The organism is Vibrio sp. 1CM7H, from assembly GCF_023161645.1.
Lineage (GTDB): Bacteria > Pseudomonadota > Gammaproteobacteria > Enterobacterales > Vibrionaceae > Vibrio > Vibrio diabolicus.
Genome location: NZ_JALNTV010000001.1, coordinates 1,543,596 through 1,567,621, shown reverse-complemented (window position 1 = coordinate 1,567,621; position 24,026 = coordinate 1,543,596). Strand labels below are relative to the sequence as shown.

Genomic DNA, 24,026 nt, shown 5'->3' with positions numbered 1-24,026 from the left:
TGCATTGGGGAGCCACACATGTTGAAAAGGCTTAAGTCATTTCTATTTAAAATGGTGTTGATATTACTGATCGCCCCAGTCGTTTTGGTTGGTGTGGTGAAATATGTCGATCCGCCAATATGGGGATGGAAGTTAAGCCGCATTGTTGCGCCACCAAAGAACTATCCAAACAGCAGCCAACACGAATGGGTACCCTTGTCGCGTATTTCAAAAAATATGCAGTTAGCGGTGATTGCGACCGAAGACCAAAAATTCCCTCATCACTATGGATTGGACTTCGAATCGCTATTCGACGTGATTGCCGAGGCAGGTGACAATGGCCCGTCGAGAGGCGCGAGCACGATTACCCAACAAGCCGCGAAAAATGTGTTTTTGTTTCCTTCTCACTCCTATGCTCGCAAGGCTTACGAGCTTTACTTTGCCTTGCTGATGGAGCTGATGTGGAGTAAAGAGCGCATTCTCGAAGTGTATCTAAATGTGGCTGAATTTGGTCCCGGTATTTACGGTGCAGAAGCGGCGGCGCAGAATTATTTTGGTGTCAGTGCAAAGCAACTCTCGAAGTGGCAAGCAGCGCGTTTAGCCGTGGTGTTGCCAAACCCATATCGAATCAAAGTCTATCCACAAAGTGATTACACTGCTCGCCGCACAAGATGGGCAATGAATCAAATGAGCAATCTTGGCAGCGTGCAACTTTAAGTTCCTCAATCCATTGCGCTTAAATAGAACTACGCCCCTATATCAATAAAATGTGAAGCGTCACAACCTTTGGGGCGTAGGCAGTTAGAATGATGTGTTCAGTTTCTTATCTAGGCACAATTAGTGTGAATAAAACTAATAAATGTGCATGGTTACCATGTGCTGCCAATGGACTGAACGATGAAACTGAACCTGATTACCACTACTTTACTGCTTGCGTCGGCAAGTGCCATCGCCGAGCCTAACATCACCATTTCTACCACGACCAACAGCCGTGACTTCCCATTAAGTGCAGAACAGCCTTTGGTTGTGCCTCTAACCAAAGACGGATACACGCTAAAAATCACGGGCGTTGAAGGTGACTGCGTTGCACCCGATGGTCAGAAAGTGAAGTTCAACAAACCTCTTGCGCTGAACTGCGGAAAACCAACGGAACTGCCGTTAAAAATCCGCTTTACCGGCGATTACTCTTTCGCTTTTGATGCGGAAGCCAAAACACTGCGCTTCAAGCGAGAGCCTAAGAAAGCCGCCAAAACTGAATTTAAACGCCCGATCCCGCAAGTGCAATGTGAGGTCTACCAAGGCGGAGAAGTCACCATTGCGTTAGGTGACAGTTTCCCTGAAGGCACCAAGTTACGAGATGCTTACTCGGGGCAAATGGTTGAAGTGCAAGATCAGCAAGTATCGCTGACGCCAAGCAAAGACTCTGGCGGCCTAGTGCTACTAGAGCCTGTACAGAAAACCAAAGAAGCGGTGCCATTTGATTACCGAAACGCGAACATTTACTTCGTGATGGTTGACCGTTTCAACAATGCTGATACGAGCAATGACAACAGCTATGGACGTAAGAAAGACGGTAAAGAAGAGATCGGTACCTTCCACGGCGGTGACCTTAAAGGCGTGATTGAGAAACTGGATTACATCAAGAGCCTAGGTACAGATGCGATTTGGTTGTCGCCAATCGTTGAGCAAGTACACGGCTTTGTGGGTGGTGGCGATAGTGGTTCATTTCCGTTTTATGCATACCACGGCTACTGGACGCGCGATTTCACCAAGATTGATGAGAACTTCGGTAACGAAGAAGATTTAAAAACGCTGGTGGAAGAGGCGCACAAACGAGGCCTCAAAGTCTTGATGGATGCGGTTATCAACCATTCTGGTTACTCAACGTTAGCCGATTTGCAATTTGACGGTATTGAGGTGTTAAAGCCTAATGCCGATCTGCCCAAGAAATGGGGCGACTGGCAACCAAAAGCGGGTGAAAGTTGGCATAGCTATCACCAGAATATTGATTATCAGAGTCCGAACTGGGCTAAATGGTGGGGCGGTGACTGGGTAAGAACAGGTCTACCGGGATACCCAGCTCCGGGTAGCAGTGATATCACTATGTCATTGGCGGGTTTGCCTGACTTTATCACCGAATCAGACAAAACCGTGAAGCCAGCGCAATGGTTATTGGATAACCCTGGTACTCGCGTAAAGGCGCGTGACAATTACACCGTCTCGGATTATCTAATTGAGTGGCAAACTGATTGGGTGAAACGCTTTGGCATTGATGGCTATCGCGTCGATACGGTGAAGCACGTTGAAGGTGATGTGTGGAAACGCTTGAAAGAAGAGGCATCAAGCAGTCTTGAACAGTGGCGTAAAGAAAATGGCAAATCAGGTCAGCCGTTCTGGATGATGGGCGAAGTCTGGGGACACACCGCGTATCGCAGCCCTTATTTCGATGATGGTTTTGACGCGTTGATCAACTTCGATATGCAGAAGAAGCTAGACAAAGGCGCGGCGTGCTTTAGCCAAATGGCAGACACTTACCAAAGCTATGCGGAAACTATCGCGAACGAGAAAGACTTCAACCCAGTCAGTTACATGTCTTCTCACGATACGGAGTTGTTCTTCTCTCGCTTCAAAGACTACGGCATGCAGCGTAACGCCGCGAATGCACTGCTTCTGAGCCCAGGTGCGGTTCAGGTTTATTATGGTGATGAAGTAGGTCGTAACATTGGTCCTTACGCGGATGATTTCCACCAAGGCACACGTTCAGACATGGTTTGGAAACTATCGGATGAGAAGCAAGCGCTGCTCAAACATTGGCAAACCCTTGGTCAGTTCCGTCAAGCACACCCTGCCATTGGCGCAGGTCAGCATCGAGTGATTGAACAGGAAGGTGCGTACGTTTTCTCTCGTTCGCTTGGCAATGACAAAGTCGTCGTGGCGTTTGTAGGACGTAATAAGTAACTAAACGCTCTTTATGTCGATAAATAAAAAGCCCTTCCTTGAGTTATCAAGGAAGGGCTTTGTTGTTTTAGTTCGCCAGTTCTTGGTCGATGACTTTTTCTAGCTCGTCAAACGGCACATAGCCAGGAATGACCTGATCATTAATGATCAACGCAGGCGTGCCGCGTAAACCAAGTTGCGTGAAATACTGATAGTTCTTATCAAGCAGCGCTTTGGTCTCTTTGTCGTCGACAAGCTGCGCTTCTGTCCCTGTTTTCTTCGCGATTTGCTTTAACGAGCGTGCATCATGTGCGCCCGGTTTTTTCACCAATAACTCATGCACTTGTTCGTACTTATCTCGCTGTTTTTGCCAAACATTTAATGCGTAACTTGCCGAGTTGTAGCCGTTTTTCTCGTATTGTTCTTTAAAAGAGACATTGAGGTTAAGCACTTTTATCTGCGGGTATTCCTTACCAACTTTGACCAGTTCTCCTTCTAAACGTTTACAAAAAGGGCAACTGTAGTCCGTTACGTTAATAATGGTTAACTCTGGGGTTTCAGCACCAAAAGAGGAATGTTTGCCATCACTTAGATAGTGACGAACCTCCTTCAAGGTGTCGCCAAATGACTGTTGATACGCAATGTACTCTTGAAGGTTTTGGTGCAATGAATCAAGAATTTGAGGATTCTCTTTTAGTATCTGAGTAACTTCCCCTAGCTTTTGTTCTGCGGTCTTTTCTGATGCGAAAGATACGGCAGGTACGATAGCCATCGTTAACGTCAAAAGTGTACGAGTGAATGTCATAATATTTCCTAAAACTTTTAGATTTCGTTGTTTGTTATGTGAAGTGAATAAAATACGTACAAAAGTCAGGCGAGAAGATCTTTCGCCTTGCTCGGTTTATTCTCTAAACACACAAAGTTTTAGGTGAACCCGACACTTTTCCGGTATCGGTTCTGTGTATTCCAGATAATGAATTGCTGTGGATGCCATCGGCAGCGCCACAATCAAAGCAAACAGAAAAAATGGAATAAGAATATGATCAAACTGGTGTTGGTACGCTTGAACTAGCTTCTCTGAAAGGTCGCAAGATGGTGATAAATTCACGCTTTCATCTTGCTGACTCTGTATTTGGTGAGCCTTAGGGCAGCTTTTCGAGAAGCCGGAGTTTTGGCTTAAACATACCATCACCACCCAAAACACGAGGGCGAGTGTCCACTTGGCTATTTTAGGTTGTGAGCGTAACAATGGGCTGCTTAGTCCTGTCGATTCTGGTTTATGCCGTTTGCATATGACCGGACAATCCTAACCTAAATTTCATTATGGAATGTTACTTTCGAGTTAATCGATATCGCCTCAATTCCAAAGTATGAAGTACGTCATGAATGTTGTAGAAAGCAATATTCGTTGGAATCATTGGTCGGATTGATGAAGAGGTCCTGAGGTATCGATATAGATTAATATACCTAATTGTTAGCACAAATTTTTATTATCTTTCAAATGTGATTAAAATCATAAAACAAAACTTCATAACTGAGTCGCCAGAATGTTCGGCAGGCGGATTGATTTTGATCATCTCTCTAGCACATTATTCGGGTGAACATATGTGTCCTGTCCCACATGTGTAGGTAATGTTATGAAAAATCCTGTTCAAACCGAGCGCGAGGTTACGCTGGGGTGCTACGTTGCACTGGCGTTTGCGGTCGTCTTCTTTTCTGGTCTCATGCAATCGAACGAATGGTATGGCGTATTTGATTTCACAACGTTGAATGGCTCTTTCGGCAAGGTGGCTTATGGTGTCACCGAAACGGCTGACGGTGTGCAAGTTGCAACAACGTCGCTTCGTGGTACTGGTGGTAGCGGTGCACGTGACGGTTTCATTTTTGCACTTACTTTGATTCCTACCGTTATGTTCGCACTGGGTATGATCAATGTACTTGAGCACTATGGTGCGCTTGAAGCAGCTCGTAAGCTTCTTACTCCTCTTCTACGTCCTCTAATGGGCATCCCAGGTAACTCTGGTTTGGCTCTTATCGCTTCGCTGCAAAGTACTGACGCAGGTGCGGCGATGACTCGTCAGCTTAAAGATGAAGGCCATCTTACCAAACGCGAAACCGATGTGTTCACTATGTTCCAGTTCACCGCTGGTGCCACCATTGTTAACTTTTTTTCCTCAGGTGCGGTGCTGTTTACGCTGACGATGGCGGATGGCTCGCTTGCCGTAACGTCTTCTATTGGTTTGGCGGTTGTGGTGATGTTCTTGTTTAAAATTGTGGGCGCGAACTTATTCCGTATCTACCTAAACATCACAGAAGGTAAAGAAGACAAGCAAGATCAAAACAAATCTGAGAACTTAAAAGAGGAGGCGGCGTAATGAGTGACGTAAAAGTAAGTAAGCCGATGGTGACAGATATTTTCGTTGAAGGTGCTAAAAAAGGCTGGGTTATTGCGACAACATCAACCGTGCCTAACGTTCTTATGGCGTTTGTCATCATTAAAGCGTTGCAGATTACTGGCGCGTTGGATTTGATGGGCTCGGTATTTTCTCCAGTAATGGCGGTTTTTGGTTTGCCAGGTGAAGCGGCTGCGGTGCTGATTGGTGCTTGGATGTCGATGGGCGGCGCAGTTGGCGTGGTTATCACATTGTTTGACCAAGGCATCTTGAACGGAACGCACATCGCGATTCTTGCACCTGCAATTTATCTAATGGGCTCACAGGTTCAGTACATGGGTCGAATTATGGGACCTATCGGTACTGAAGGTCGTTATATCCCAATTATGATTGCGATTTCCGTATTGAACGCATTTGGCGCAATGCTAGTCATGAACTTGTTTGTTTAGGGGGCAATCATGCAGTTTTCTCTCAATGAATATCTCGAAGAACTTCGTCCTCTCATCAATGTCGATTGTGGTACGTACACCACTGATGGCATTGAGTTCATCGCTTCTCAATTTGAAGATAAGTACCAAGCGATGTCAGGTTGGAGCGTAAAACGCATCGACTGTGGCAGAGCGGGTATCGGTCTTGAAGTTCGAAACAAGCCTGAGACTGAGCAAGTTGACGTGATGCTGATTGGTCACATGGATACAGTGTTCCCTGTCGGCACCGCTGGATTACGTCCTATGTCTCAAGACCCTGAAAAAGCGTACGGTCCGGGTGTCTCGGACATGAAATCTGGCTTGCTGAATATTGTGTACGCGATGCGTAACCTCGACCAAGCGGTGTTGGATAAACTGTCGATTTGTATCTGCATGAACCCAGACGAAGAAACCGGATCGTTAGATTCGGTCGACTGGATTCAATCTGTTGCAAAAAACGCGAAGAACGTATTGGTGGCAGAAGCAGCACGTGCAGACGGCGGTTTAGTCAAAGCGCGCAAAGGCATGGCGCGTTACAAAATCACGTTTAATGGCATTGCAGCCCACGCGGGCAACGAGCCAGAAAATGGCCGCAGTGCAATTACCGAGATGGCGAACTGGATTCTCGCAATCAATGCCATGACGAACTTCGAATCTGGCACCACATTAAACGTGGGTATTGTGTCTGGCGGTAACGGCGCAAACATCGTCCCTGAGCACGCTGAAGCGATCGTGGATGTGCGTTTCTGGAATAACGATGAGTACGATGATGTCGATAGCAAGCTAAACGGTATGCTGGAGACACCATTTGTTGATGGCGTTAGCATCGAGTTGGTTCGTGAAGCTTACAAACCTTCTATGGTGCCAAGCGCGCAAACTGAAAGTCTGATGGCATTAGTTGAAGAAGCCGCAAGTGAACTGGCTATCGACATCAACTGGAAAGAAGTGGGTGGCGGCTCTGATGCAAACAATACGGCAATTCTTGGCGTTCCAACTTTGGATGGTCTAGGACCTATCGGTGCAGGTTTCCACAGTGACCAAGAGTACTTGTTGCTTGAGTCTATCGAACCACGTATCAAAATGCTGATGCGTGTACTGGAGAAGATTGCTCAATAAGGCATTCTGCTTCTAAAGCTTGGTTCCCAAGACAATAATCCCCGGACTTCGGTTTGGGGATTTTTCTATCTGTGTTTTTGTTTCACTTTACTATCATTTCTTGTTATTAATCTTGCGTTCAGGTTCGATTTATTAATATGTTGGCCACAGTCATAAATTTCGGAGGCAACGATGACCACAACAATGTCTGTAAAATCGGCGCCGAAAGACGCCAAAGATCAAACGATGCAAGCGCCAGATGAGAAAACATTCTGGCGCAAAATGAAAGGGTCGGTTAAGAAAGCGGGTGAAGAAATTGCCGTTATGGGTATCAAATCATGGCTCGCGATGACAGATTCCAACACCGCCGTTCGCCATAAGGCGATTTTAGGTGGCGCGTTGGCTTACTTCGTATTACCCACCGATATGGTGCCAGATGTACTAGCAGGCGTCGGCTTTACCGATGACATGGCAGCGCTTACGTTAGCCGCTAACTCTGTCGGCAATGCCATCACTAAAGAACACGAAGAACGAGCCAGAGAAAAATTGAATTCGATGGCGGATTAAGTTGAAAATTTATTGTACAGCGCTAATAGCCATTTGTGCTGCTCGATAAAGTTTTCCAAATACCATAAGAAAAACATTTCTAATAAATTTTGCAGACATATCTTCAATTGCTGTTACTGGTTTTCCAATAAACACCAGCATATGGCCTAACAGCCCTTTGACTTGTGATTCTCTTACTTTAGATGCTTCAGCTACTTTTTCTATATTTCTAGCGAGTATGTCATAAAATGTCATTCCAGTAGATACTGTGGCTTGGGCTGCTATTGCTGAAAACAAGCCAGTATCTTTTAATAATGTTATTAATGCTGCTTGAATTCTTTCTGACCAATACTCTGTAAATGATGCTTGGTTTCTGTGCTCAAACTTAAATCTAGTAGGAGTATACAAGTACTTGTTAGATCTGACTTTTATTGCTCCCCACGTTTCGGAGCTAGCATTATCTAAATACCCTAAACTTGTTTCGCTAGACATACTATGAGCATTTAAATTAAAGCCAGTACTAGCGTCTAAGCGGTACTCATCGCCATTATGTGGCGCATGGATAAATGGCCAGACAGGTACTTTAGGTACAGGATCTGCGCCGTGAGTACAGCGGTATACTTTGTCGTTGCTTTTACTAGATTTACGGGAATATTGTTCTAAACCAACTCTAGGTGCGCCAAAAGTATATAAATTCACTCTTAAGGAATACTCTTCTCTCAGCCAATCAGAACATAATGAAGCTAGAGCCCCTCCTAAACTATGCCCAACACAATGAATACGGTTAGGTAAACTTTGGAATTGCTGTAAATATTGTTTTATACTTGGTTTGATACTTGAAAATGAATTAATAAATCCAGCATGAGCAATAGAACCATTTGGAGAGCCTTTAAGGCCTACATTTAGGTTGGTTACCCAATCATTGGCGTTTTGCGTCCCTCTAATGGAAATTACTAAATCTCCCTTATATTTTCCTTTCCCAACACCAATTACCGCAAACGCTTCAGATGTTCTCATTACACCAGGTATCACTTTTCTAAACAATGGTATACGATCTAATCCTGTGATACCTCCAGTTCGGCCACTAATAACATCTTGCTGCGAAAATGCAAAGTGTTTTTCAAAACCTCCTTGTCCCTTGAACGCTAGTCTCCCTTGCCCCTGATATACTCCATAAGGTATGTTCGCGATCTCTGATGCAAGTTTTGGTGTTAAAGACGGCATTATGTATCCTCCGTAAACTCTGTTTTATATAAAAATCCATTTAAATTGCAATTGCTAATAACCATTAGATCTCGAGCATTATCTAGATTGATATTTTTGAAAAAATATCGGAATTCTTTATTTTTAAGCTCACAGTAAAGGTTATTTAAGTTATCTTTTATAAATATAGGCGGTGAAACGTAGCTTAACTGGGACTCCCAAATGTACTTCTTTTCTTCATTTATATAGGTATATATTCCGATATATGAATATGTTTGATTCAAAGCTGATTCTTTGAACCTTTGAGAATGTATGACTGGTTTAAAGTGAAATTCACCTAACTCATTAGTACTTGAACTCCTTTTGTAAGTATTCTTTAAAAAATTAGCTTCTAAGTAAACGGTTACATTTTCTAGAGGTCTTTGCTCAAGAACTAAAGTACCTTTTATCTCTGGGCTTAATGTGTATTTAAATTTCTTAAAAAAACCGAACATACTTTCGTTGAAACCTAATGCAAGTATTGGAAATGAGAAACTGAATAAAAAAAGACTATTTTTAAACATGAATTTATGATGTATGTATCTTAGTACCAACTTAATTATCAGACTACTACCTATCGCGATTTGGTTTTGATCTTTAATTTAATAATGGAATTTGTATCTCTATATGATGAAAATGTCCCTTATGTCATTTTCAAAATGATAAACATAGACTAGTAAAACTCTAATTCTTCAGAAGAATTATTATCATAACCTAGCTACTTACCGATTCGTAACTAAGAAAAGTCTAGAAGCAATTATATCTGTACATTAGCACCTTTAGCGGGGGCGTCTGGTACTAAAATGCGTTGACATTTTTTACACTAAGCCAACTTCGTTAGCTGTCGGCTTTTTGTATAGAGGCCTCCAGTTAGGCTGGATTTCCCGTAAAGCTTACAGCTATAAGTCAGTTATATAACCCCTTTCAATTTGATAAAAACGTCTTGTGGTCTGGCAATTGCAGAGTTAATTAAGAATTGAAAGGGGTCCCAATGGATACAAAAAGAGCTTAGCGCACACGCGATGGAATTATAAATATCATGTAGTTTTTGCACCAAAGTATGAAGGCAGGTGTTCTATGGTGAGAAGCAAAGGACAGTAGGCGAGATACTTTTTATGAGATTCGTCCAATGTTCAGAGTCGAGAATATCAATTAACTCGTTAAAGGAGAGGTTCTTCACCCGTTCATCTTCCAATTCTCTTTCAAGTCGTTGGATTTTTTTAGCCGGAGACTCTTTCGGTTTCGTTTTTTATGCATGGTGTTCTTCCTTGGGTTATGTATCCAATCCATTTTTCCATATTTTCTTAGTCAGGTTAAAACCGTTGAACGCCCTTGAATAACATAGGTTGCTTGGGCCTGTTTGTAATTCATGTAGCCTTTTTCAATAGCATCGACGACCTGTAATTTAAAGCATAGTGTGCTATTACGCGGGGTTCGCTTAACGTAGGGGGTATGTGCAGTAGTCATAATTTGTCCTCAATGTGTAAATACATTTCAGGACAACACATGGAAACAAAAAAACCACCTTAGAATAAGGTGGTTTTTTCTTAGACAGGATAATTTAATCGAAAAACGATTTAGGCGTCAGCGCGTTTAAGGTGCACTTCTTCTTCGGCAACGCCTGCCATTGGGTCGTTGAAGCGAGCTTCATCCAATGCGCCTTCTGACTTCGCAACAATGACGGTTACTGCACTGTCACCAGTGATGTTTACCGCAGTACGAATCATATCAAGTAGACGGTCAACACCCATGATGAGCGCGATACCTTCAAGAGGCAGACCAACTTGGTTCAATACCATGGCTAGCATTACAAGGCCAACACCAGGGACACCCGCAGTACCGATAGATGCCAATGTAGCTGTCATGATGACCATTAGGTAATCGCCCATAGTTAAATCAATATTGAAGGCTTGAGCAATAAAGGCGGTTGCGACACCTTGCATGATCGCCGTACCGTCCATGTTCACGGTTGCACCAAGAGGTACTGTGAACGATGATACGCGGTTCTCAACCCCCATACGGTGCTTAGCCGTTTCCATTGTCACTGGAATCGTCGCGTTTGATGATGCGGTCGAGAAAGCAAACATGATCGCGTCTTCCATCTTACGTAGGAACGTTATTGGATTTAGACCAGTGAAACCTTTTAACATTAAGCTGTAAGTGACTAGGCCGTGCAGGACAAGCGTACCCGCCAGTACTAAGAAGTACTCTGCCAGATTGACGATTGCGCCCAGACCAAGACCAGTAAATAGCTTCGCCATTAAGAAGAACACACCATAAGGCGCTAAGTTCATCAAAATCGCTACCAGTTTCATGATCACTTCATTCAGATCAGAGAAGAACGCTGCAATACGTTCACCAGGTTTGCCTGCTGCGCTGATCGCAATACCAAATAGCACTGCGAAAACAATAACTTGCAGGGTTTTACCTTCAGCCATTGCACTGATAGGGTTGGTTGGGAACATATCGATGATCACCTGACCCAAAGATGGTGCTTCTGCTGATTTGAATGAACTTGCTGCGGTTAGGTCAGCGCCAGCACCTGGCTGGAACAGAGTACCCATAGTTAGAGCAAGCGTAATCGCGATAGCCGTTGTTGTAACGTAGAAAGCGAGGGTTTTACCACCCATGCGACCCAGTGTAGAAAGGTCTTTGAGGGAGCTAGTACCACAAACTAGTGAAACAAACACTAGAGGGACTACGAGCATTTTTAAGCTGGCGACGAAGATCTGTCCACCAACTTCAAATAATCCATTAACAATGTATGCGTCGACAAATCCGTTGCCGGCAAAAAGTGTGCGAATTGCAAATCCTGTCAAGATACCCGCTACCATACCCAAAATTACGCGGCTGGTTAGCGACATCGGTTTCTTGGTATTCATGAGAACACTCCTTATAGTTATGCACCTTGAGTTCACTTCAAAGCGGCGAGCAGAGTAGCAGTGGAGTGATAAAATACGAAAGAATAATCCTCTAAATGGTTAATAGATGTGAACTTTATCACTAATAAAAATAGAGTTTTAACCAAATCTTAACTATTTGACTGGTCGAAAAGTTTGTATTTTAACACTTTTATCGAACATACAACCGATAAGAAGGAGTGTTTACATTTATTTTTAGTAGTAAATGGAGTGCATATTATCTCTAAGGAATGTTGCTCTTGCATAACTATCTAGATTTTATTCAGGCTAGAAGCCGTCTCTTTTTGACTGTTTTTGTATTGGGCTGAACACAAGGGGCTAACGAGCCGTCTATGCCCCTGCTTATGTTACCTATCCGCTGAATCAATGATGGTTGGTCAATGTAGATAATTGGAGGTGATCCCAACTCCAATAATTCTGATTGGTATTGCTAATACCCCCAACCCAATAGCATTGCTTCGCTAGCATGAAGCCTTCCAAACAATGCTGACCAGCATCAGTGATATGGACGCTCTGTTCCCACCAGTCCCTTTCACGTGACTCAATCGTGATTAAAGGCGTTTGACATTGTGCTAGAGGGAGGAGTAAGGCGTAAAACATCACATCGCCCAAGTAAGGTAGAGGTTCACGTTGTTGATATTGCTCAAACCAATCTTTGATGAGAATTGAACGATTTTGAGAACTTAGGACCTCTAATGCAATCTGCTGAGTCAAGCTTAATCCTGTTTGTGAATGAGGTAACTCTTGCATATGGCGTATGAGCACGTTGAGCATATTGGGTAAGCAATCTAGATCATGCTGCTCGATCAAATTAACCATAGAGATGGGTGTCGGTGATGTGACAGCGTGCCAGGAATGTTTAGCCTGACTGAATAATTTGGCTGTCACGGGTTCACGGTATTGCCAACAAGCGCGAATAGCCTCTTTAGGCAACTGCCCCAAACCGATGAATCGCTCAGTGCCAGGGAACTGGTTCAACTCAATGAGCTCTATCACCTTGTTTTCTACATTCTCTAACAAGGTTAGGGCACGAAGCAGCATTAATTGGTCATAGCTGTCATGTTCGACCCAAAAGACGATTCGTTCAAATGTATCACTGAGCAGCGTATCAATATTAGCTTGCTCAAATTTGACAATATCTTGCACTGAATCTTCACGCTTCATCACGGGCAGCAGAGTCTCTACGACATATTGGTCACGAATGGCAAGGAAGTTTTGTGGTGTTGCTGGTATGGGGCCAATACAAAGCGGATCTATTAGGGCTAAAAATGTTCCCTCGAATCCGCTGTCTTTAAGCCGTTGCTGAATATCATGCCCACAGCGGACATGGAGCGTTTTTAGCTCGCTATCAAGAGGAGGGAAGTGATTTTTGATGGCGTCTTTGTGAGCTTCTAACTCTTCGACATGCGCTTTTAATTTACTCCAACTTGGTAAACCTAATTCTCTGGCTAGCGAATGTTGAACGTCAGCTAATTGAATTGTATTGGGAGCTAATGATTCTGGTTTGGAGTGAAATCGCTTAACTCGATCCAACATCTCATCATCGTGTTGACGTATAGCTTTGAGCCTTTTTTAGCAACGGATTTTTGTTGGTTAATGTTGATTAAGAAGCTATTTGTAGAGTTCATTTTTCACCTTTCTTATCTCTTCCACACTCGCCTAAATAGAAGCTAAAAAGAAGGTAAAAACAGATTGTTCCTGCTATACAGAGCAGGGTAGAAGAGTTGCCGTGAACCAAGTTCTTTCCGCGAGTGTTGGGGGCTTTAGGCGTGAGCAGACTGATAGTAGAGTTTCACAATCCATCATGCAACCATTCATGAGAGAGCCGCATCACAAAATATCAGCCCCATTAAAGAAGTGCTGAATAGTTTGACAGCCAATGCCTATGTAGATGTTAACGACCATCCGTTTTCTAGTAGATATGCATTACAGGATCCAGTAATAAAAAAGCCCTGCTGGGTCTAGCAGGGCTTTGTAATACATGTAGATATTAATTACTCGCTCTTGTAAGCGTAGTTATAGTAACCGTAACCATATCCGTATGAGTTTGACGCTTTCTTCTCTACGGCGTTTAGAATCACGCCTTTTACTTCCACGCCGGATTGTTCAAAGCGGCCTTGTGCGACTTCAATTTCCTTCAAAGTCGTTTGATCAAAACGAGCTACCATCAGTGTTGTTCCTGCGATTGCACCAACAATGCTTGGGTCGGTAACCGCGAGTACAGGCGGCGTATCGATGATCACAAGATCGTACTGCGCCGACATTTCGTCAACAAAGCTCTTAAAGCGAGGATGCATCAAAAGCTCTGACGGGTTTGGTGGTACTTGGCCACGAGTAACCACATCTAGATTGTCGATGGATGTTGATTTAATGATATTGCTATGGGATGTCTTGCCGCTCAAATAATCAGAAAGACCGTTATCCCAACGTAAACCAAAACATTGCTGCAAATAACCTTTACGCATATCTGCATCGATAAGCAGTACTTTCTGACCTGTTTTCGCAGCGACGGCTGCAAAGTTTGTCGATACGAACGTTTTACCGATAGATGGTGCTGGACCTGAAATCATAAGAACGTTGTTCTTCGCTTCCATCATCGCAAAGTGCAGGCTAGTACGAAGACTACGCAGGGCCTCGATGGAAAGATCGGCCGGGTTAGCTTCAGCAAGAAGGACTAGCTCATCGTTGCTGCCTTTGTTTCGTTTAAGCTTGTTTGCAAATTCCAGTTGTTGAATAGATTTTGGAACGCTAGCGTAAACAGGCATACCAATCTGCTCAATTTGATCTGGTGTTTCTACACCACGGTGGAATGCCGCACGAATTAATACGAAAGCCACGCCTGCCATGCCGCCAAGCAGTGTTGCTAGCACAACGATAAGCGCTTTTTTCGGCTTGATTGGCTTCGAGAACGATTGAGCGTTATCTAAGATTCGAACGTTGCCAACGGTTCCTGCTTTAATGATGTTGAGCTCTTGAACCTTGTTCAATAGCTGGATGTAGATTTGTTGGTTTACTTCTACATCGCGCGTCATGCGTAGAACTTCACGCTGTGTTTTCGGTAACTTTTGAACTTGTTTATTAAGACGCTCTTTCTCTTTGAGTAGCGTCTCACGTTTATCAAGCAGAGACTTATAAGCCGGGTGATCTTGTGTAAAGCGCTGGCTGATTTCACTCTCTTTGAATGTAAGCTCATTTAACTGCGCTTCTAATTCAACCATCACTTTCAGCGTTGATTGAGCTTCAAGGCCTAAGTCGATAGATTCATTTTCTTGACGGAATCGATTTAAAACGTCTTCAGAAGCGGTCAGTTTTGTTTTGATGTCTGGAAGGTGGCCTTTCAAGAACTCGAGACTTTGCTCTGCCTCTGCTGAGTTTCTTTGAACGTTTTGCAAGAAGTAGTTCTGGCTAATGTCGTTCAAGATAGCTTGAATCTTAGCGCGATCTTCACCAGAGAAGCTTAAAGAAATAATCCCGGTTTGCTTACCACGTTCGCTAATCGATAAGTTTTGTTGCAGTGCATTGATTGCATCTAATTTGCTGACTTTACTCACGGTAAACGATGCGCCGTCTTGCGCTATCATTTCTGTAGCTAAGAATTGATAGCCGTTCTTTTCAATGAGCTCGCCAACCTTACCTTCTAAAATGACGTTATTGTCATCTTCTATAAGTTTGAACGTCTGTTTTTCAGAATCAATAACTTCGAGAGTTAGAGGAATTCCAACTGCGTAAGAAGGGGTATTAAATCGTGAAACGCTCAGACTGATTTGTTCGCCTTGCAGTCGAGCTAAGCCCTTACCGACGATAGGCATGTAATTCGGAGATACGACCGTGGTTAAGTTGAACTTATCAACTGTACCACCTAAAATCATACGAGATTTAATGATCTCAATTTCTGTTGTCGCTGATGACTCTGCTGAAAACAGCTCTCCCATATCACCAACCATCGCTGAAATACCACCGGAGCTCTTACTTTCAATTTGGATAAGAGCGTCAGCTTTGTAGATAGGTGTTGATAGAATGGCAACGCCGACGCCTATAATTGAAAATAGGACTACGGTACATAGAATGAGCCATTTGGCATCAAGAATGATCCCAAATAACTTTCCCAAATCGATCTCATCGTCGGCTTGACGTGATTGCTTAATAGTTTGTGTTGTCATTACTTTAACTTCTTAAATACCTTGCCATTGGCGTTTATTTATTTAGCCTTGCGGCTTATAGTTTTTGAGACCACGCTTTTGCTGCTTTTTCTATAAGCGTATAAGCATGTTCGAAGGCTTCTCTACTTTGTCTGTATGGATCAGGAATGTTTTTTTCACTTATCCATTGTCCAAACAGCATCGTTTTGCCTCGTGCCTCAGGAGCGACTTTGGTTAAGGCTTCTAAATGACCTTTTTCCATAACCAATATCAGATCGTATTGAGCGCAAAGCTCAGGTGTTAATTGTCGTGCTTCGTGTCCATCTAAGCTTACGCCATGTTCATTCGCGATGGTGGTTGCCATATCATCAGCAGCTTTTCCTGTTAAATGACTTTTATCCACCGCGATTCCCGCTGACGCGACATGTTTGTTTGGTAGTAAAGACTGCAAAAGCCGCTCTCCTGTTGGAGAGCGGCAAATATTACCTACACAGACGACAAGAATATTAGAAAACAAATGCTTACCCTATTTTAAATTGTATGCCTATGATCCCAACTGAATTGCTTGCTTCTTTATATTGCACAATTGAGCTACGTAACTATTGAATGCATGCCGCAAGAGATAACTTTCTTGCGGCACGTCGTTTTTACGGCCAAGTGCGTACTCGTAGTACACCTTCGGTTAATTCGTTAAAGCCGGAAATGGTTGGAACAAGTTGAGCAATAACGCGGTTCCAACGGCTAACAGGCGCGGCTGTTACATAGACTATGTCGTATGGGTTGAGATCAAACTCTGTTCCAATCACCAAAGCAGAAGCATCAGAAACATCCAACTGATAAATGTCCGCCATTTTAGCTTCTTCTTTTGAACGTCTGATGACGAAGACGCCAGTAGCATCGGCGGAGATTTCATTAATACCACCAACGCTACTTAGAGCTTCAGTAAGGCTCATACCGCTGCGATCAATTTTGAGTAGCTTCGGATCGTTAACTTCGCCCATAACAAATACTTTTTGCGCATCGTTACGGGGAATATGAACAATATCACCTGGCTTTAGAAGACGGTTTTGAGTTAAGTCGCCTTGTTGCATCAGAGCGTATAAAGAGACATTTTCAACCACACCGTTTCGCGTCAGTGTTGCATTACGCCAATCGGCTTCGGCTGCCAGTCCGCCTGCTCTATTTACGGCATCAAGAAGTGTAAGAGGAATGTTTGTGATTGGTTGTTGCCCTGGCTTGTTCACTTCGCCAGTCACATAAGTCTTTTTAGAACGAAAAGCTGCAACGCTTACATCGACTTGCGGGCTCTCAATGTATTTTGCAAGACGGTTGGCAATGTCTGCACGAATTTGGCGAACGTTTTTACCTTCAACGTGTACAACGCCAATGTAAGGGTAGAAGATTGTGCCATCTGAGTGCACCCAGTTACCTGCTTCGGCTGAACTACGATATGAGCCAGCTGGGATCGTGAGCTCTGGGTGGTCCCAAATAGTAATATTTAAGATATCGCCAGGTCCTACTTCGTATTCATACTTGGCGATTTCAATATCTAACTCTGGATTTGGCTTTGAAAAAGGATCTATTGAATTTAAAGAGGTCACTCGCTCCAAAGTTAAAGGATAAACCGTAACCTGCGATTCTATATCACTCGATTCAGTGCTCATTACTGTTTTGTCACTGACCGAAAGGTGGCTACCAGGCAGAGTACACCCTGTAAGAAGGATAGGAAGTACTGATATCCCCAAAAATTTATTAAATGTGTTCATTGGTTTATAACTACCGAAAGAAAGTTTGCCGACTGAAATTGGTTCATTCTAATTGAACTGCATTTCATCAATGTTGACGATTTACTGCAGTTTTAAGCCTTTAGAAAGCGAGTCCATTCAGAATTATTTGTGTAATAAACACTCCAAATGGCTGCTAGCGACTTAGAGCTCTTAGTTTCATTTATGAAGGTGAAAAATCTACCCCACAAAAATAGTCAACCATTATCCATCTGGTTGCAATAAAGGCAACTACATACTTAAAAAATACTTACGAATACATGACAAAATTATGTCTATTTAGCGTTATTGAGATGAATGCATGATTTTGCACATGTAAACAGGCAGGAATGTGAAAAAACTCATGCCAAAGTTGTATGCATCCTATTTACACCATATGCAACTGCCGTTATGCTTCCTGTTGCGGTCGGATATAACAACAAATATTGGAGCTAATTTTGAAAATCAAACTTTTAACGGCAAGTGTGGCTGCAGTCCTACTAGCAGGTTGTGGTAGTGACAGCGATCCTGAGGTAAAAACATACTCAGTACAGGCTTATGATCCAGCTGTTATCGGCATGGAAGTCTCTTACGACTGTGGTGGAGATTTAAAAGGTAAGGCTGATGAACTGACAACAAACTACAAAGGTATGGTTGGCTATGCGCGCATTAGTCACATAGATGTAGTTAGTGCTCCAAGTGAGTGTACTTTCACATTAAAGCACACTGATAAGAGTGTAGATGCATCTAATGGTAAACGTATTACAACTGATTACAAAATTCCAAAAGGTCTAGCGCAAGCAGATGCACCTGTAACAGGTTCACCGTTTACTACTCTAGTAACGGATACTTTGGAAGAAGGTGCAATTTACACGCCCGAGGTTGCAGAGCAAGTGTTTGCTGACTTAGGTCTTGATGTCAATGCGATGGGCGTTTCAGTTAATGATTTGCTTCGCAATACTGAAAGTGTAGTTAAGCAGTTAGATGAGAGTGGTGATGCTGCAACAAAAGCATTAGCGACTAAACTGGTTGCTACAGCGAATGTAGTTTCAGATGTCATTAAAGCGAACCCTACGGCTTCTCCGAAAGCAATTTCAGTAGCAGCCAAAGCTGTAACTGAAGAGGTAATTAAGAAGAACCCAAATTACCCTAAAAATGATTCTGGTGATGTTATTTACGTAGAGGTATCTGAAGAAGATACTAAAGATGTTGTTAACCAGGTTGAAAAAGAGATCGAAGCAGGAAAACCTGTAGATGATTTCAAACCGGTAGTGCCACCGATTCCAGATGCGAAGCCAGGCAAACCAGTTGATCCTGTTGATCCGCCATCAGGTGGTTCAGGCGGTAACTAATTAACTGTACTGATAATTAAAAGGCCTCTTCAGAGGCCTTTTTTGATCCTATCGTACTGTGGTCATCACCTTTTAGTGAGCCCTTTACTGTTTAAGTAAGGCAGGATGTGCGGACGTGATTCGCCAGCTAGTTTACAGGTGACTTCTTGTGACCAAGTGCTTTGTTTTTGATTGCTCGAACGGTTTGCATAGTAGTTTTGCATGGTTTGGTCATAAGCCTGAATATCATCCAAATTTAGGTCTTGATATTGATTCTCATGCACCACGACATGAGCAGGTAGACGTGGCTTAACTTCAGGGGCTTGATCTGGATGACCAAGACACATACCAAATAAAATGGCTGTATTTTTAGGTAAGCCTAATAACTCGTCGACTTTTTGAGCATTGTTTCGTAAGCCACCAATATACACGCCTCCTAGTCCCATAGACTCTGCTGCAAGTAAGCAGTTTTGTGCCATGATGCCAGAATCAACAGCACCGATAAGTGTTAACTCGGTGAAATCAGCTTGCACATCAGGATTGATACTTGCGTGGCGCTGGTAATCAATGCAAAACACCAAAAACTCAGCAGCGCTTTCAACGTACCCTTGATTCCCCGCATATTGTGCCAATAGCGTACGCTTTTCTTTATCAGTCACGCGGATAATTGAGACGACTTGCAACATACTTGATGAAGACGCCGCAAGGCCAGCTTGTAGAATCGTTTCTAATTGTTCGCTCTCAATATGTTGTGAGGTGAACTTTCGAATTGAGCGGTGATTGAGAATTGTTTGTATCGTGCTGTTCATGGTGACTTAACATCCCCTGTTACATGTAAAGGCTGAAGCCTCACCTTAGCGATATTTAATGAGTCGGTAAACTATCTCAAAAGAAAAACAATGCTTAGCGCATAAGTGTGAAGATGAATAGAGAATACATCACTCGTTCTGCTTGAGAGCGTATATACTGTTTTTAGAATCAACAATTTAACTGCAGTGGAAAATATGAAAGAACTCATCGTTCATACAGTCACGGTGTTTATGGGCTTCTTTGCGATCATGAACCCCATCGCCAATATTCCTATCTTTTTGAGTTTAACGGCTGATGAGGATAGAGAAACCGTGCGTTCCATGGCGCTTCGTTCGGTTTTTATTGCATTTGTCATCATTGCGATGTTTTCGATCGCCGGTAAATTAATTTTTGATTTGTTTGGTATCACGCTGTACGCCTTGCGAATAACGGGCGGTATCTTGGTGTTTTTGATCGGTTTTAATATGCTTCAAGGTGATTCGACGCATCAGAAAACTAAAGAGAAAGCGTATTCTCCAGCGCAGCAGCAGGCGGCGTTGAGCATTGCCGTTTCTCCACTTGCAATGCCGATATTAGCAGGGCCTGGAACGATTGCTACCGCGATGAACTTTGCTACGGCGGGTGGTTTTGATCAAACCATTATTACCATCGTTTCTTTTGCTGTGTTGTGTGTTATTACCTATATATTGTTTTTATTTGGAGACAAATTGGTCAAAGCAGTTGGACCGAGTGCTCTGAACGTCGTGACGAAAATGATGGGCTTAATCCTAGCGGTTATCGGTACTCAAATGTTTATTGATGGCGCGGGCGAAGCCTATAAAACTGTTTTCTCATAGGCGTTTCCATCTCGTCTAAATCCACACCTACATTTCTAGCTGGTGTGGATTTTTTGAACTTTAGTTTTCACTTTCTAAGAAAGAAATAAATAGACTTCACCTATTTCAATAATAAGAATATTCAATTGTTTTGATTGCACGAATTTCATTACTCTTTTGACAAGAATAATGGGGGAAATATGGCAACAAAAGCAATTGTAGTGGAAGGTGGCGCGATGCGAGGTGTCTTCGCAAGCGGAGTGCTAGATGCGTTTTTAGAGCAGAGTTATAAACCGTTTGATTTTGCCATTGGTGTATCTGCTGGCGCATCAAACTTGATTGGTTATTTGACCGACTATCCGCATCGCAGCATTAATGTCATTACTAAGCTGGCAACGAGTAAACGCTTTTTTGATCCGACTCGATTCGTTAAAGGTGGGGATCTCATTGATGTGAAGTGGCTGTTTGAAGAGTCTAATCGTTTGTATCCCGTCGATGAAAATAAACTGTTTAATGGTATTCCTTTTCTGGCAGCGACGACGAATGTAGATACAGGACAGGCAGACTATTATCGCGTAACGCGTGATAATTTTCATCATGCGATTGAAGCGACAACAGCGTTACCCATTGCATACAAGCATACCCCTTGCTTTTCTGGAGGCTGCTATACCGATGGTGGGGTTGCAGATTCTATCCCAGTGTGTGAGGCTTATCGTCGCGGGGCTCGCGACATAACTGTTGTGCTTTCTCACCCGCTAAATTATGCCAAGAAGCCAGTAAAAACCACATGGCTGATGAAGAAGTTATTTGCCGAACATCCTAAAATGGTGGACGCGATGTTAAGACGTGCAGATAACTACAATCAATCGTTGGAATTTATTCGTAATCCTCCACCGGGAACGCATGTCAGAGTGATTGCACCACCAGATAATTTTTCTGTTCAGCGCTTATCAATGCGACAAACCGTTCTATTGGAAGGTTATGAAATGGGGCTGATTGAAGGGCGGGCTCATTTGGCTAATTTGTCAGGTGTTCATGGTTTAGATCGGGAAAACTGCCATTTTTGCGTTTGATAATGAAAGAGCCTCATAGCGAGGCTCTTTTTACTTAACATTCAAAGGGCGATTTAGTTGACTTTATCCCAAGCCATTTCCCAGTGTGAACCTGTTCCTGGTTCGTATTGGTTTGCGCTTTCTTTCCACTGTACACAGTAACCAGAGTATGGGAAGGGTTTACATTGGTAAATGGCACCGTCGCTTGCAAGCACTTTTGTGCCCGCTGTGTAGCTAGATAGCCCTTCAGGGAAGACAAAATCGTACTCGCCAGATGGTGGTGGCGTTACTGACTCTTCTTTTAAGTGAAAGTCGAGCGTTTGCTGATCCACCAAGTTGCCATCTTTGTCTTTAATACGAGTCACGAGCATATGGTGACCAGGCTCTGATTTGCTTAAAGCGAGCGATACAGCCTCCACCGAGCCGTCTTTCATTTCGTCTGCCCAGCTTGCAAGTGGCTCACGGTGGTGATTGTACACGGTGAGTTCTGCGTTTAAATCGCCTTCAGCAGTTAGTGTCAGATCCAACGTTGTCGGTGTTGACTCAATGATATACTCGTCTGCTAAGCCATCTACTGTGAGTGAGTACTCTGGTACGGGAGTTTCTATCTTGTAGCCGACTTCTACACGCTCAAGGCCGCTATTAGCTTGCAGATACACCGGGTTAGTACCATAAACAGGAGTGAATTTATCCTCGGCATACTGTCCAGCTTGCAGTTTAGTTTGCTCTTGGTTGATCTTCGTTGCTAGAGCGTAAGACCAGTTTTTCGCTTTGCCCATGACTGCATCGGTAATTTCTAGCTCGGTTCGATAAGCTATGTTTTCACCCGCCTGATCAAATACGCGTGTATAAACCGAATCTCCAACATTTAAATCCATCGTCGGAATAATTTGACCGCCTTGCGTCCAATCTGGAATGACTGGACTGTCACCATCAAATTTCACATCGATCACGTTATAAAATGAAGCCGCTGTGTCACCAACATCCCATACCGCCAGAATGACGTGATACCCCTCTCGCGTAGGCACATTACATTGATGGCTCACCTGTTTTGGAGGTTGAACCATATTGCCGTCGACTACACAGAAAGGAGTCAGATCAAACGAGTCGCGTGATAGTGAGGCATTTGGGTTCCAATCAGGTTTGGTGATGTAATATTTCCAGTCACGCGTCACATGGTTAGCTGTAAATGTCCATTCAAAAGTCTGTGTACCTGATTGAATAGGACGTTTAACCCAGCGGTCGGCAGTTTGTTCATCAAGAGCGGCAGCTAGAGCGGTTTCGGCACTTGCTATTTTTCCATCGCGAGGCCCTGTTTGTGGAAAACCATCAGGACCTTCAACACTTTGTGGCTCGTATTGAATGGCACCGCAGTTATTATTTTTTTCGTTGGTATCAGGTGTTGGATACTTACATAGTGCCGCGCGACTTGCAGCGACACCATCATTGGTTTCTGATACGTAGCCGTGAGCCGCAGCACTTGAGCTAATGCTTGCAAGTGCTAATGCAAGTACGGATTTGGTTGGGAAGGATTTCATCACATGTCCTCTGTTATGGCTGACAAATTAATGTCACACCTCGGCGCATGCTGAGCATGAAGCAACGCTGCATGAATCCATACTTTGGATAATGTAGTGTTGCAACATGGCAACCCCGCTATCATGAGCATTACTTTTGATGATGGAATGCTGACAGACCGGAAGCTTTGCGTCCCACCCTTTCGAATGGTTTGCCGAAATGTGATTGAGCAGCCAAAATTTAGCTCAAGAATTTACATGTGGAAAAGTAAACGACACTGACATGGAATCATGTTCTCAAATTGAAAGGTAACGGTACGCCAACCTCATTGATATTGTGCTTTTTTGTTTCTAAGGTATTGGTTTTGATGTTGTTTTTTGTCTTTTTAATAGTTGGAGTGAATGAGTGATTGGTTGTTGGGTCGAAGGTAGGGAAGGGGCAGTATTAAGGATAGAAGAAGCACCGTTTAAAGGGCGGAATATACCGCCCTCTGAATCATGTTATTTAGGCATAATGACGGTATCAATAACATGAATGACGCCATTTTTAGCTTTCACATCGGTTGCCATTACATTTGCATCGTTGACCATGACTTTGTCGCCCATGGTTTTAATCATCACGTCTTGCCCCTGAACCGTAGTTGCTTTGTCCAGCTTAACAACATCGGCAGCCATTACTTTCCCTGGGACGACGTGATAAGTCAAAATGGATACTAACTTGTCTTTGTTTTCCGGCATTAAGAGCATATCGATTGTACCGTCAGGCAGTTTTGCAAAAGCGTCATCCGTTGGTGCAAAAACAGTAAATGGGCCTTCTCCTTTGAGTGTATCGACTAGATCAGCCGCTTTCACTGCAGCGACAAGTGTATTGAAAGAGCCGTTTTCAGTGGCAACGTCGACAATATCAGCCTTCATCATGCCATGCTCATGAGCCTTGACGGGAAGCATAAAAGATAAAGTCGCCATCAATGTAGCCGTGATAACCAAGATACGTTTAAACATAATGTGTTCCTTACGAG

At 43.4% G+C, this 24,026-nt stretch carries 20 protein-coding genes, 2 pseudogenes and 1 riboswitch; of the genes and pseudogenes, 9 read left to right on the top strand and 13 right to left on the bottom strand.

Translation table 11 applies throughout. From position 1 onward, the window contains the following. Nucleotides 1-18: 18 nt before the first annotated feature. A complete protein-coding gene (mtgA, locus tag MSG33_RS06910) occupies nt 19-696 on the top strand; it encodes a monofunctional biosynthetic peptidoglycan transglycosylase (protein WP_248380361.1) in 678 nt (225 codons plus the stop codon). 180 nt (nt 697-876) lie between these two features. Continuing rightward, nucleotides 877-2,937: an alpha-amylase gene (locus tag MSG33_RS06905; protein ID WP_248380358.1), complete on the top strand. Its 2,061-nt coding sequence runs from the start codon at nt 877-879 to the stop codon at nt 2,935-2,937. A gap of 67 nt (nt 2,938-3,004) precedes the next feature. Here the strand turns inward: MSG33_RS06905 and MSG33_RS06900 are convergent, their stop codons facing one another. Together MSG33_RS06900 and MSG33_RS06895 are read right to left on the bottom strand one after the other, a co-directional pair. Continuing rightward, nucleotides 3,005-3,721, bottom strand: a complete 717-nt coding sequence (locus tag MSG33_RS06900) for a DsbA family protein (protein WP_248380356.1) — start codon at nt 3,719-3,721, stop codon at nt 3,005-3,007. Between the two features lie 96 nt (nt 3,722-3,817). Continuing rightward, complete coding sequence (locus tag MSG33_RS06895) at nt 3,818-4,105, bottom strand: hypothetical protein (protein ID WP_317410657.1); 288 nt, start codon at nt 4,103-4,105, stop codon at nt 3,818-3,820. A 448-nt stretch (nt 4,106-4,553) separates the two neighbouring features. Between MSG33_RS06895 and MSG33_RS06890 the strand changes: the two genes are divergently transcribed. The 4 genes from MSG33_RS06890 (at nt 4,554) to MSG33_RS06875 (ending at nt 7,438) form a co-directional block, all read left to right on the top strand. Beyond that, nucleotides 4,554-5,291 (top strand): nucleoside recognition domain-containing protein, encoded by a 738-nt coding sequence (locus MSG33_RS06890; protein WP_248380352.1) that lies wholly within the window; start codon nt 4,554-4,556, stop codon nt 5,289-5,291. Next, a complete protein-coding gene (locus tag MSG33_RS06885; protein ID WP_005458317.1) occupies nt 5,291-5,758 on the top strand; it encodes a YjiG family protein in 468 nt (155 codons plus the stop codon). The genes MSG33_RS06890 and MSG33_RS06885 overlap by 1 nt, the downstream gene beginning before the upstream one ends. A 9-nt stretch (nt 5,759-5,767) precedes the next feature. After that, nucleotides 5,768-6,892 (top strand): M20 family metallopeptidase, encoded by a 1,125-nt coding sequence (locus MSG33_RS06880; RefSeq protein WP_248380351.1) that lies wholly within the window; start codon nt 5,768-5,770, stop codon nt 6,890-6,892. Nucleotides 6,893-7,063: 171 nt separating this feature from the next. Continuing rightward, nucleotides 7,064-7,438 carry a YkvA family protein gene (locus MSG33_RS06875; protein WP_140348663.1) on the top strand — a complete coding sequence of 125 codons (375 nt, stop codon included), beginning with the start codon at nt 7,064-7,066 and terminating at the stop codon, nt 7,436-7,438. Between the two features lie 9 nt (nt 7,439-7,447). On the opposite strand, the gene MSG33_RS06870 is transcribed toward MSG33_RS06875, so the two are convergent. The 8 genes and pseudogenes from MSG33_RS06870 to MSG33_RS06830 form a co-directional block, all read right to left on the bottom strand. Further along, complete coding sequence (locus MSG33_RS06870; protein WP_248380350.1) at nt 7,448-8,641, bottom strand: lipase family protein; 1,194 nt, start codon at nt 8,639-8,641, stop codon at nt 7,448-7,450. Beyond that, entirely contained in the window at nt 8,641-9,114 is a 474-nt protein-coding gene (locus MSG33_RS06865) for a DUF6795 domain-containing protein (protein WP_248380349.1), read from the bottom strand. Before MSG33_RS06865 ends, MSG33_RS06870 begins: the two co-directional genes overlap by 1 nt. Nucleotides 9,115-9,788: 674 nt before the next feature. Then, a pseudogene (locus MSG33_RS06855) lies at nt 9,789-10,126 on the bottom strand (IS3 family transposase); the annotation flags it as partial. Nucleotides 10,127-10,236: 110 nt separating this feature from the next. Further along, complete coding sequence (locus MSG33_RS06850) at nt 10,237-11,541, bottom strand: dicarboxylate/amino acid:cation symporter (protein WP_005397791.1); 1,305 nt, start codon at nt 11,539-11,541, stop codon at nt 10,237-10,239. 402 nt (nt 11,542-11,943) lie between these two features. Further along, nucleotides 11,944-13,208, bottom strand: a pseudogene (locus MSG33_RS06845) (DUF1835 domain-containing protein). A 366-nt stretch (nt 13,209-13,574) separates the two neighbouring features. After that, nucleotides 13,575-15,740, bottom strand: a complete 2,166-nt coding sequence (locus MSG33_RS06840; RefSeq protein ID WP_248380348.1) for a polysaccharide biosynthesis tyrosine autokinase — start codon at nt 15,738-15,740, stop codon at nt 13,575-13,577. 55 nt (nt 15,741-15,795) lie between these two features. Then, nucleotides 15,796-16,236, bottom strand: coding sequence for a phosphotyrosine protein phosphatase (locus MSG33_RS06835; protein ID WP_031780663.1), 441 nt, complete (start codon nt 16,234-16,236; stop codon nt 15,796-15,798). A 130-nt stretch (nt 16,237-16,366) separates the two neighbouring features. Continuing rightward, entirely contained in the window at nt 16,367-17,485 is a 1,119-nt protein-coding gene (locus MSG33_RS06830; RefSeq protein WP_006740798.1) for a polysaccharide export protein, read from the bottom strand. 455 nt (nt 17,486-17,940) lie between these two features. Here MSG33_RS06830 and MSG33_RS06825 point away from each other — a divergent pair, with 455 nt between their 5' ends. After that, nucleotides 17,941-18,834, top strand: a complete 894-nt coding sequence (locus tag MSG33_RS06825) for a hypothetical protein (RefSeq protein ID WP_006740797.1) — start codon at nt 17,941-17,943, stop codon at nt 18,832-18,834. 65 nt (nt 18,835-18,899) lie between these two features. Here MSG33_RS06825 and nfsA read toward each other — a convergent pair whose 3' ends face one another. Next, the gene (gene nfsA / locus MSG33_RS06820) at nt 18,900-19,622 is read right to left on the bottom strand and encodes an oxygen-insensitive NADPH nitroreductase (protein ID WP_248380347.1); all 723 of its coding nucleotides are present in this window, start codon (nt 19,620-19,622) and stop codon (nt 18,900-18,902) included. A 195-nt stretch (nt 19,623-19,817) separates the two neighbouring features. On the opposite strand from nfsA, the gene MSG33_RS06815 reads away from it, so the two are divergent. Continuing rightward, on the top strand, nt 19,818-20,459 hold the full coding sequence (locus tag MSG33_RS06815) for a MarC family protein (RefSeq protein ID WP_248380559.1): 642 nt from the start codon (nt 19,818-19,820) through the stop codon (nt 20,457-20,459). 179 nt (nt 20,460-20,638) lie between these two features. After that, nucleotides 20,639-21,511 carry a patatin family protein gene (locus tag MSG33_RS06810; protein WP_248380346.1) on the top strand — a complete coding sequence of 291 codons (873 nt, stop codon included), beginning with the start codon at nt 20,639-20,641 and terminating at the stop codon, nt 21,509-21,511. A 53-nt stretch (nt 21,512-21,564) separates the two neighbouring features. Here MSG33_RS06810 and gbpA read toward each other — a convergent pair whose 3' ends face one another. After that, on the bottom strand, nt 21,565-23,028 hold the full coding sequence (gbpA, locus tag MSG33_RS06805) for an N-acetylglucosamine-binding protein GbpA (RefSeq protein ID WP_248380345.1): 1,464 nt from the start codon (nt 23,026-23,028) through the stop codon (nt 21,565-21,567). 105 nt (nt 23,029-23,133) lie between these two features. Beyond that, nucleotides 23,134-23,234: riboswitch (cyclic di-GMP riboswitch) on the bottom strand. 274 nt (nt 23,235-23,508) lie between these two features. Beyond that, nucleotides 23,509-24,009 (bottom strand): fasciclin domain-containing protein, encoded by a 501-nt coding sequence (locus tag MSG33_RS06800; RefSeq protein WP_046875719.1) that lies wholly within the window; start codon nt 24,007-24,009, stop codon nt 23,509-23,511. Nucleotides 24,010-24,026 lie beyond the last annotated feature (17 nt).

What these genes read in the sequence shown, in the direction of transcription:
- MSG33_RS06895 (WP_317410657.1), bottom strand. Translation starts at nt 4,105, where the DNA reads ATGGTATGTTTAAGCCAAAACTCCGGCTTCTCGAAAAGCTGCCCTAAG.
- MSG33_RS06885 (WP_005458317.1), top strand. Translation starts at nt 5,291, where the DNA reads ATGAGTGACGTAAAAGTAAGTAAGCCGATGGTGACAGATATTTTCGTT.
- MSG33_RS06840 (WP_248380348.1), bottom strand. Translation starts at nt 15,740, where the DNA reads ATGACAACACAAACTATTAAGCAATCACGTCAAGCCGACGATGAGATC.
- mtgA (WP_248380361.1), top strand. Translation starts at nt 19, where the DNA reads ATGTTGAAAAGGCTTAAGTCATTTCTATTTAAAATGGTGTTGATATTA.
- MSG33_RS06810 (WP_248380346.1), top strand. Translation starts at nt 20,639, where the DNA reads ATGGCAACAAAAGCAATTGTAGTGGAAGGTGGCGCGATGCGAGGTGTC.
- MSG33_RS06875 (WP_140348663.1), top strand. Translation starts at nt 7,064, where the DNA reads ATGACCACAACAATGTCTGTAAAATCGGCGCCGAAAGACGCCAAAGAT.
- nfsA (WP_248380347.1), bottom strand. Translation starts at nt 19,622, where the DNA reads ATGAACAGCACGATACAAACAATTCTCAATCACCGCTCAATTCGAAAG.
- MSG33_RS06865 (WP_248380349.1), bottom strand. Translation starts at nt 9,114, where the DNA reads ATGTTCGGTTTTTTTAAGAAATTTAAATACACATTAAGCCCAGAGATA.
- MSG33_RS06890 (WP_248380352.1), top strand. Translation starts at nt 4,554, where the DNA reads ATGAAAAATCCTGTTCAAACCGAGCGCGAGGTTACGCTGGGGTGCTAC.
- MSG33_RS06850 (WP_005397791.1), bottom strand. Translation starts at nt 11,541, where the DNA reads ATGAATACCAAGAAACCGATGTCGCTAACCAGCCGCGTAATTTTGGGT.
- MSG33_RS06815 (WP_248380559.1), top strand. Translation starts at nt 19,818, where the DNA reads ATGAAAGAACTCATCGTTCATACAGTCACGGTGTTTATGGGCTTCTTT.
- MSG33_RS06800 (WP_046875719.1), bottom strand. Translation starts at nt 24,009, where the DNA reads ATGTTTAAACGTATCTTGGTTATCACGGCTACATTGATGGCGACTTTA.
- MSG33_RS06870 (WP_248380350.1), bottom strand. Translation starts at nt 8,641, where the DNA reads ATGCCGTCTTTAACACCAAAACTTGCATCAGAGATCGCGAACATACCT.
- MSG33_RS06905 (WP_248380358.1), top strand. Translation starts at nt 877, where the DNA reads ATGAAACTGAACCTGATTACCACTACTTTACTGCTTGCGTCGGCAAGT.
- MSG33_RS06830 (WP_006740798.1), bottom strand. Translation starts at nt 17,485, where the DNA reads ATGAACACATTTAATAAATTTTTGGGGATATCAGTACTTCCTATCCTT.
- gbpA (WP_248380345.1), bottom strand. Translation starts at nt 23,028, where the DNA reads ATGAAATCCTTCCCAACCAAATCCGTACTTGCATTAGCACTTGCAAGC.
- MSG33_RS06880 (WP_248380351.1), top strand. Translation starts at nt 5,768, where the DNA reads ATGCAGTTTTCTCTCAATGAATATCTCGAAGAACTTCGTCCTCTCATC.
- MSG33_RS06900 (WP_248380356.1), bottom strand. Translation starts at nt 3,721, where the DNA reads ATGACATTCACTCGTACACTTTTGACGTTAACGATGGCTATCGTACCT.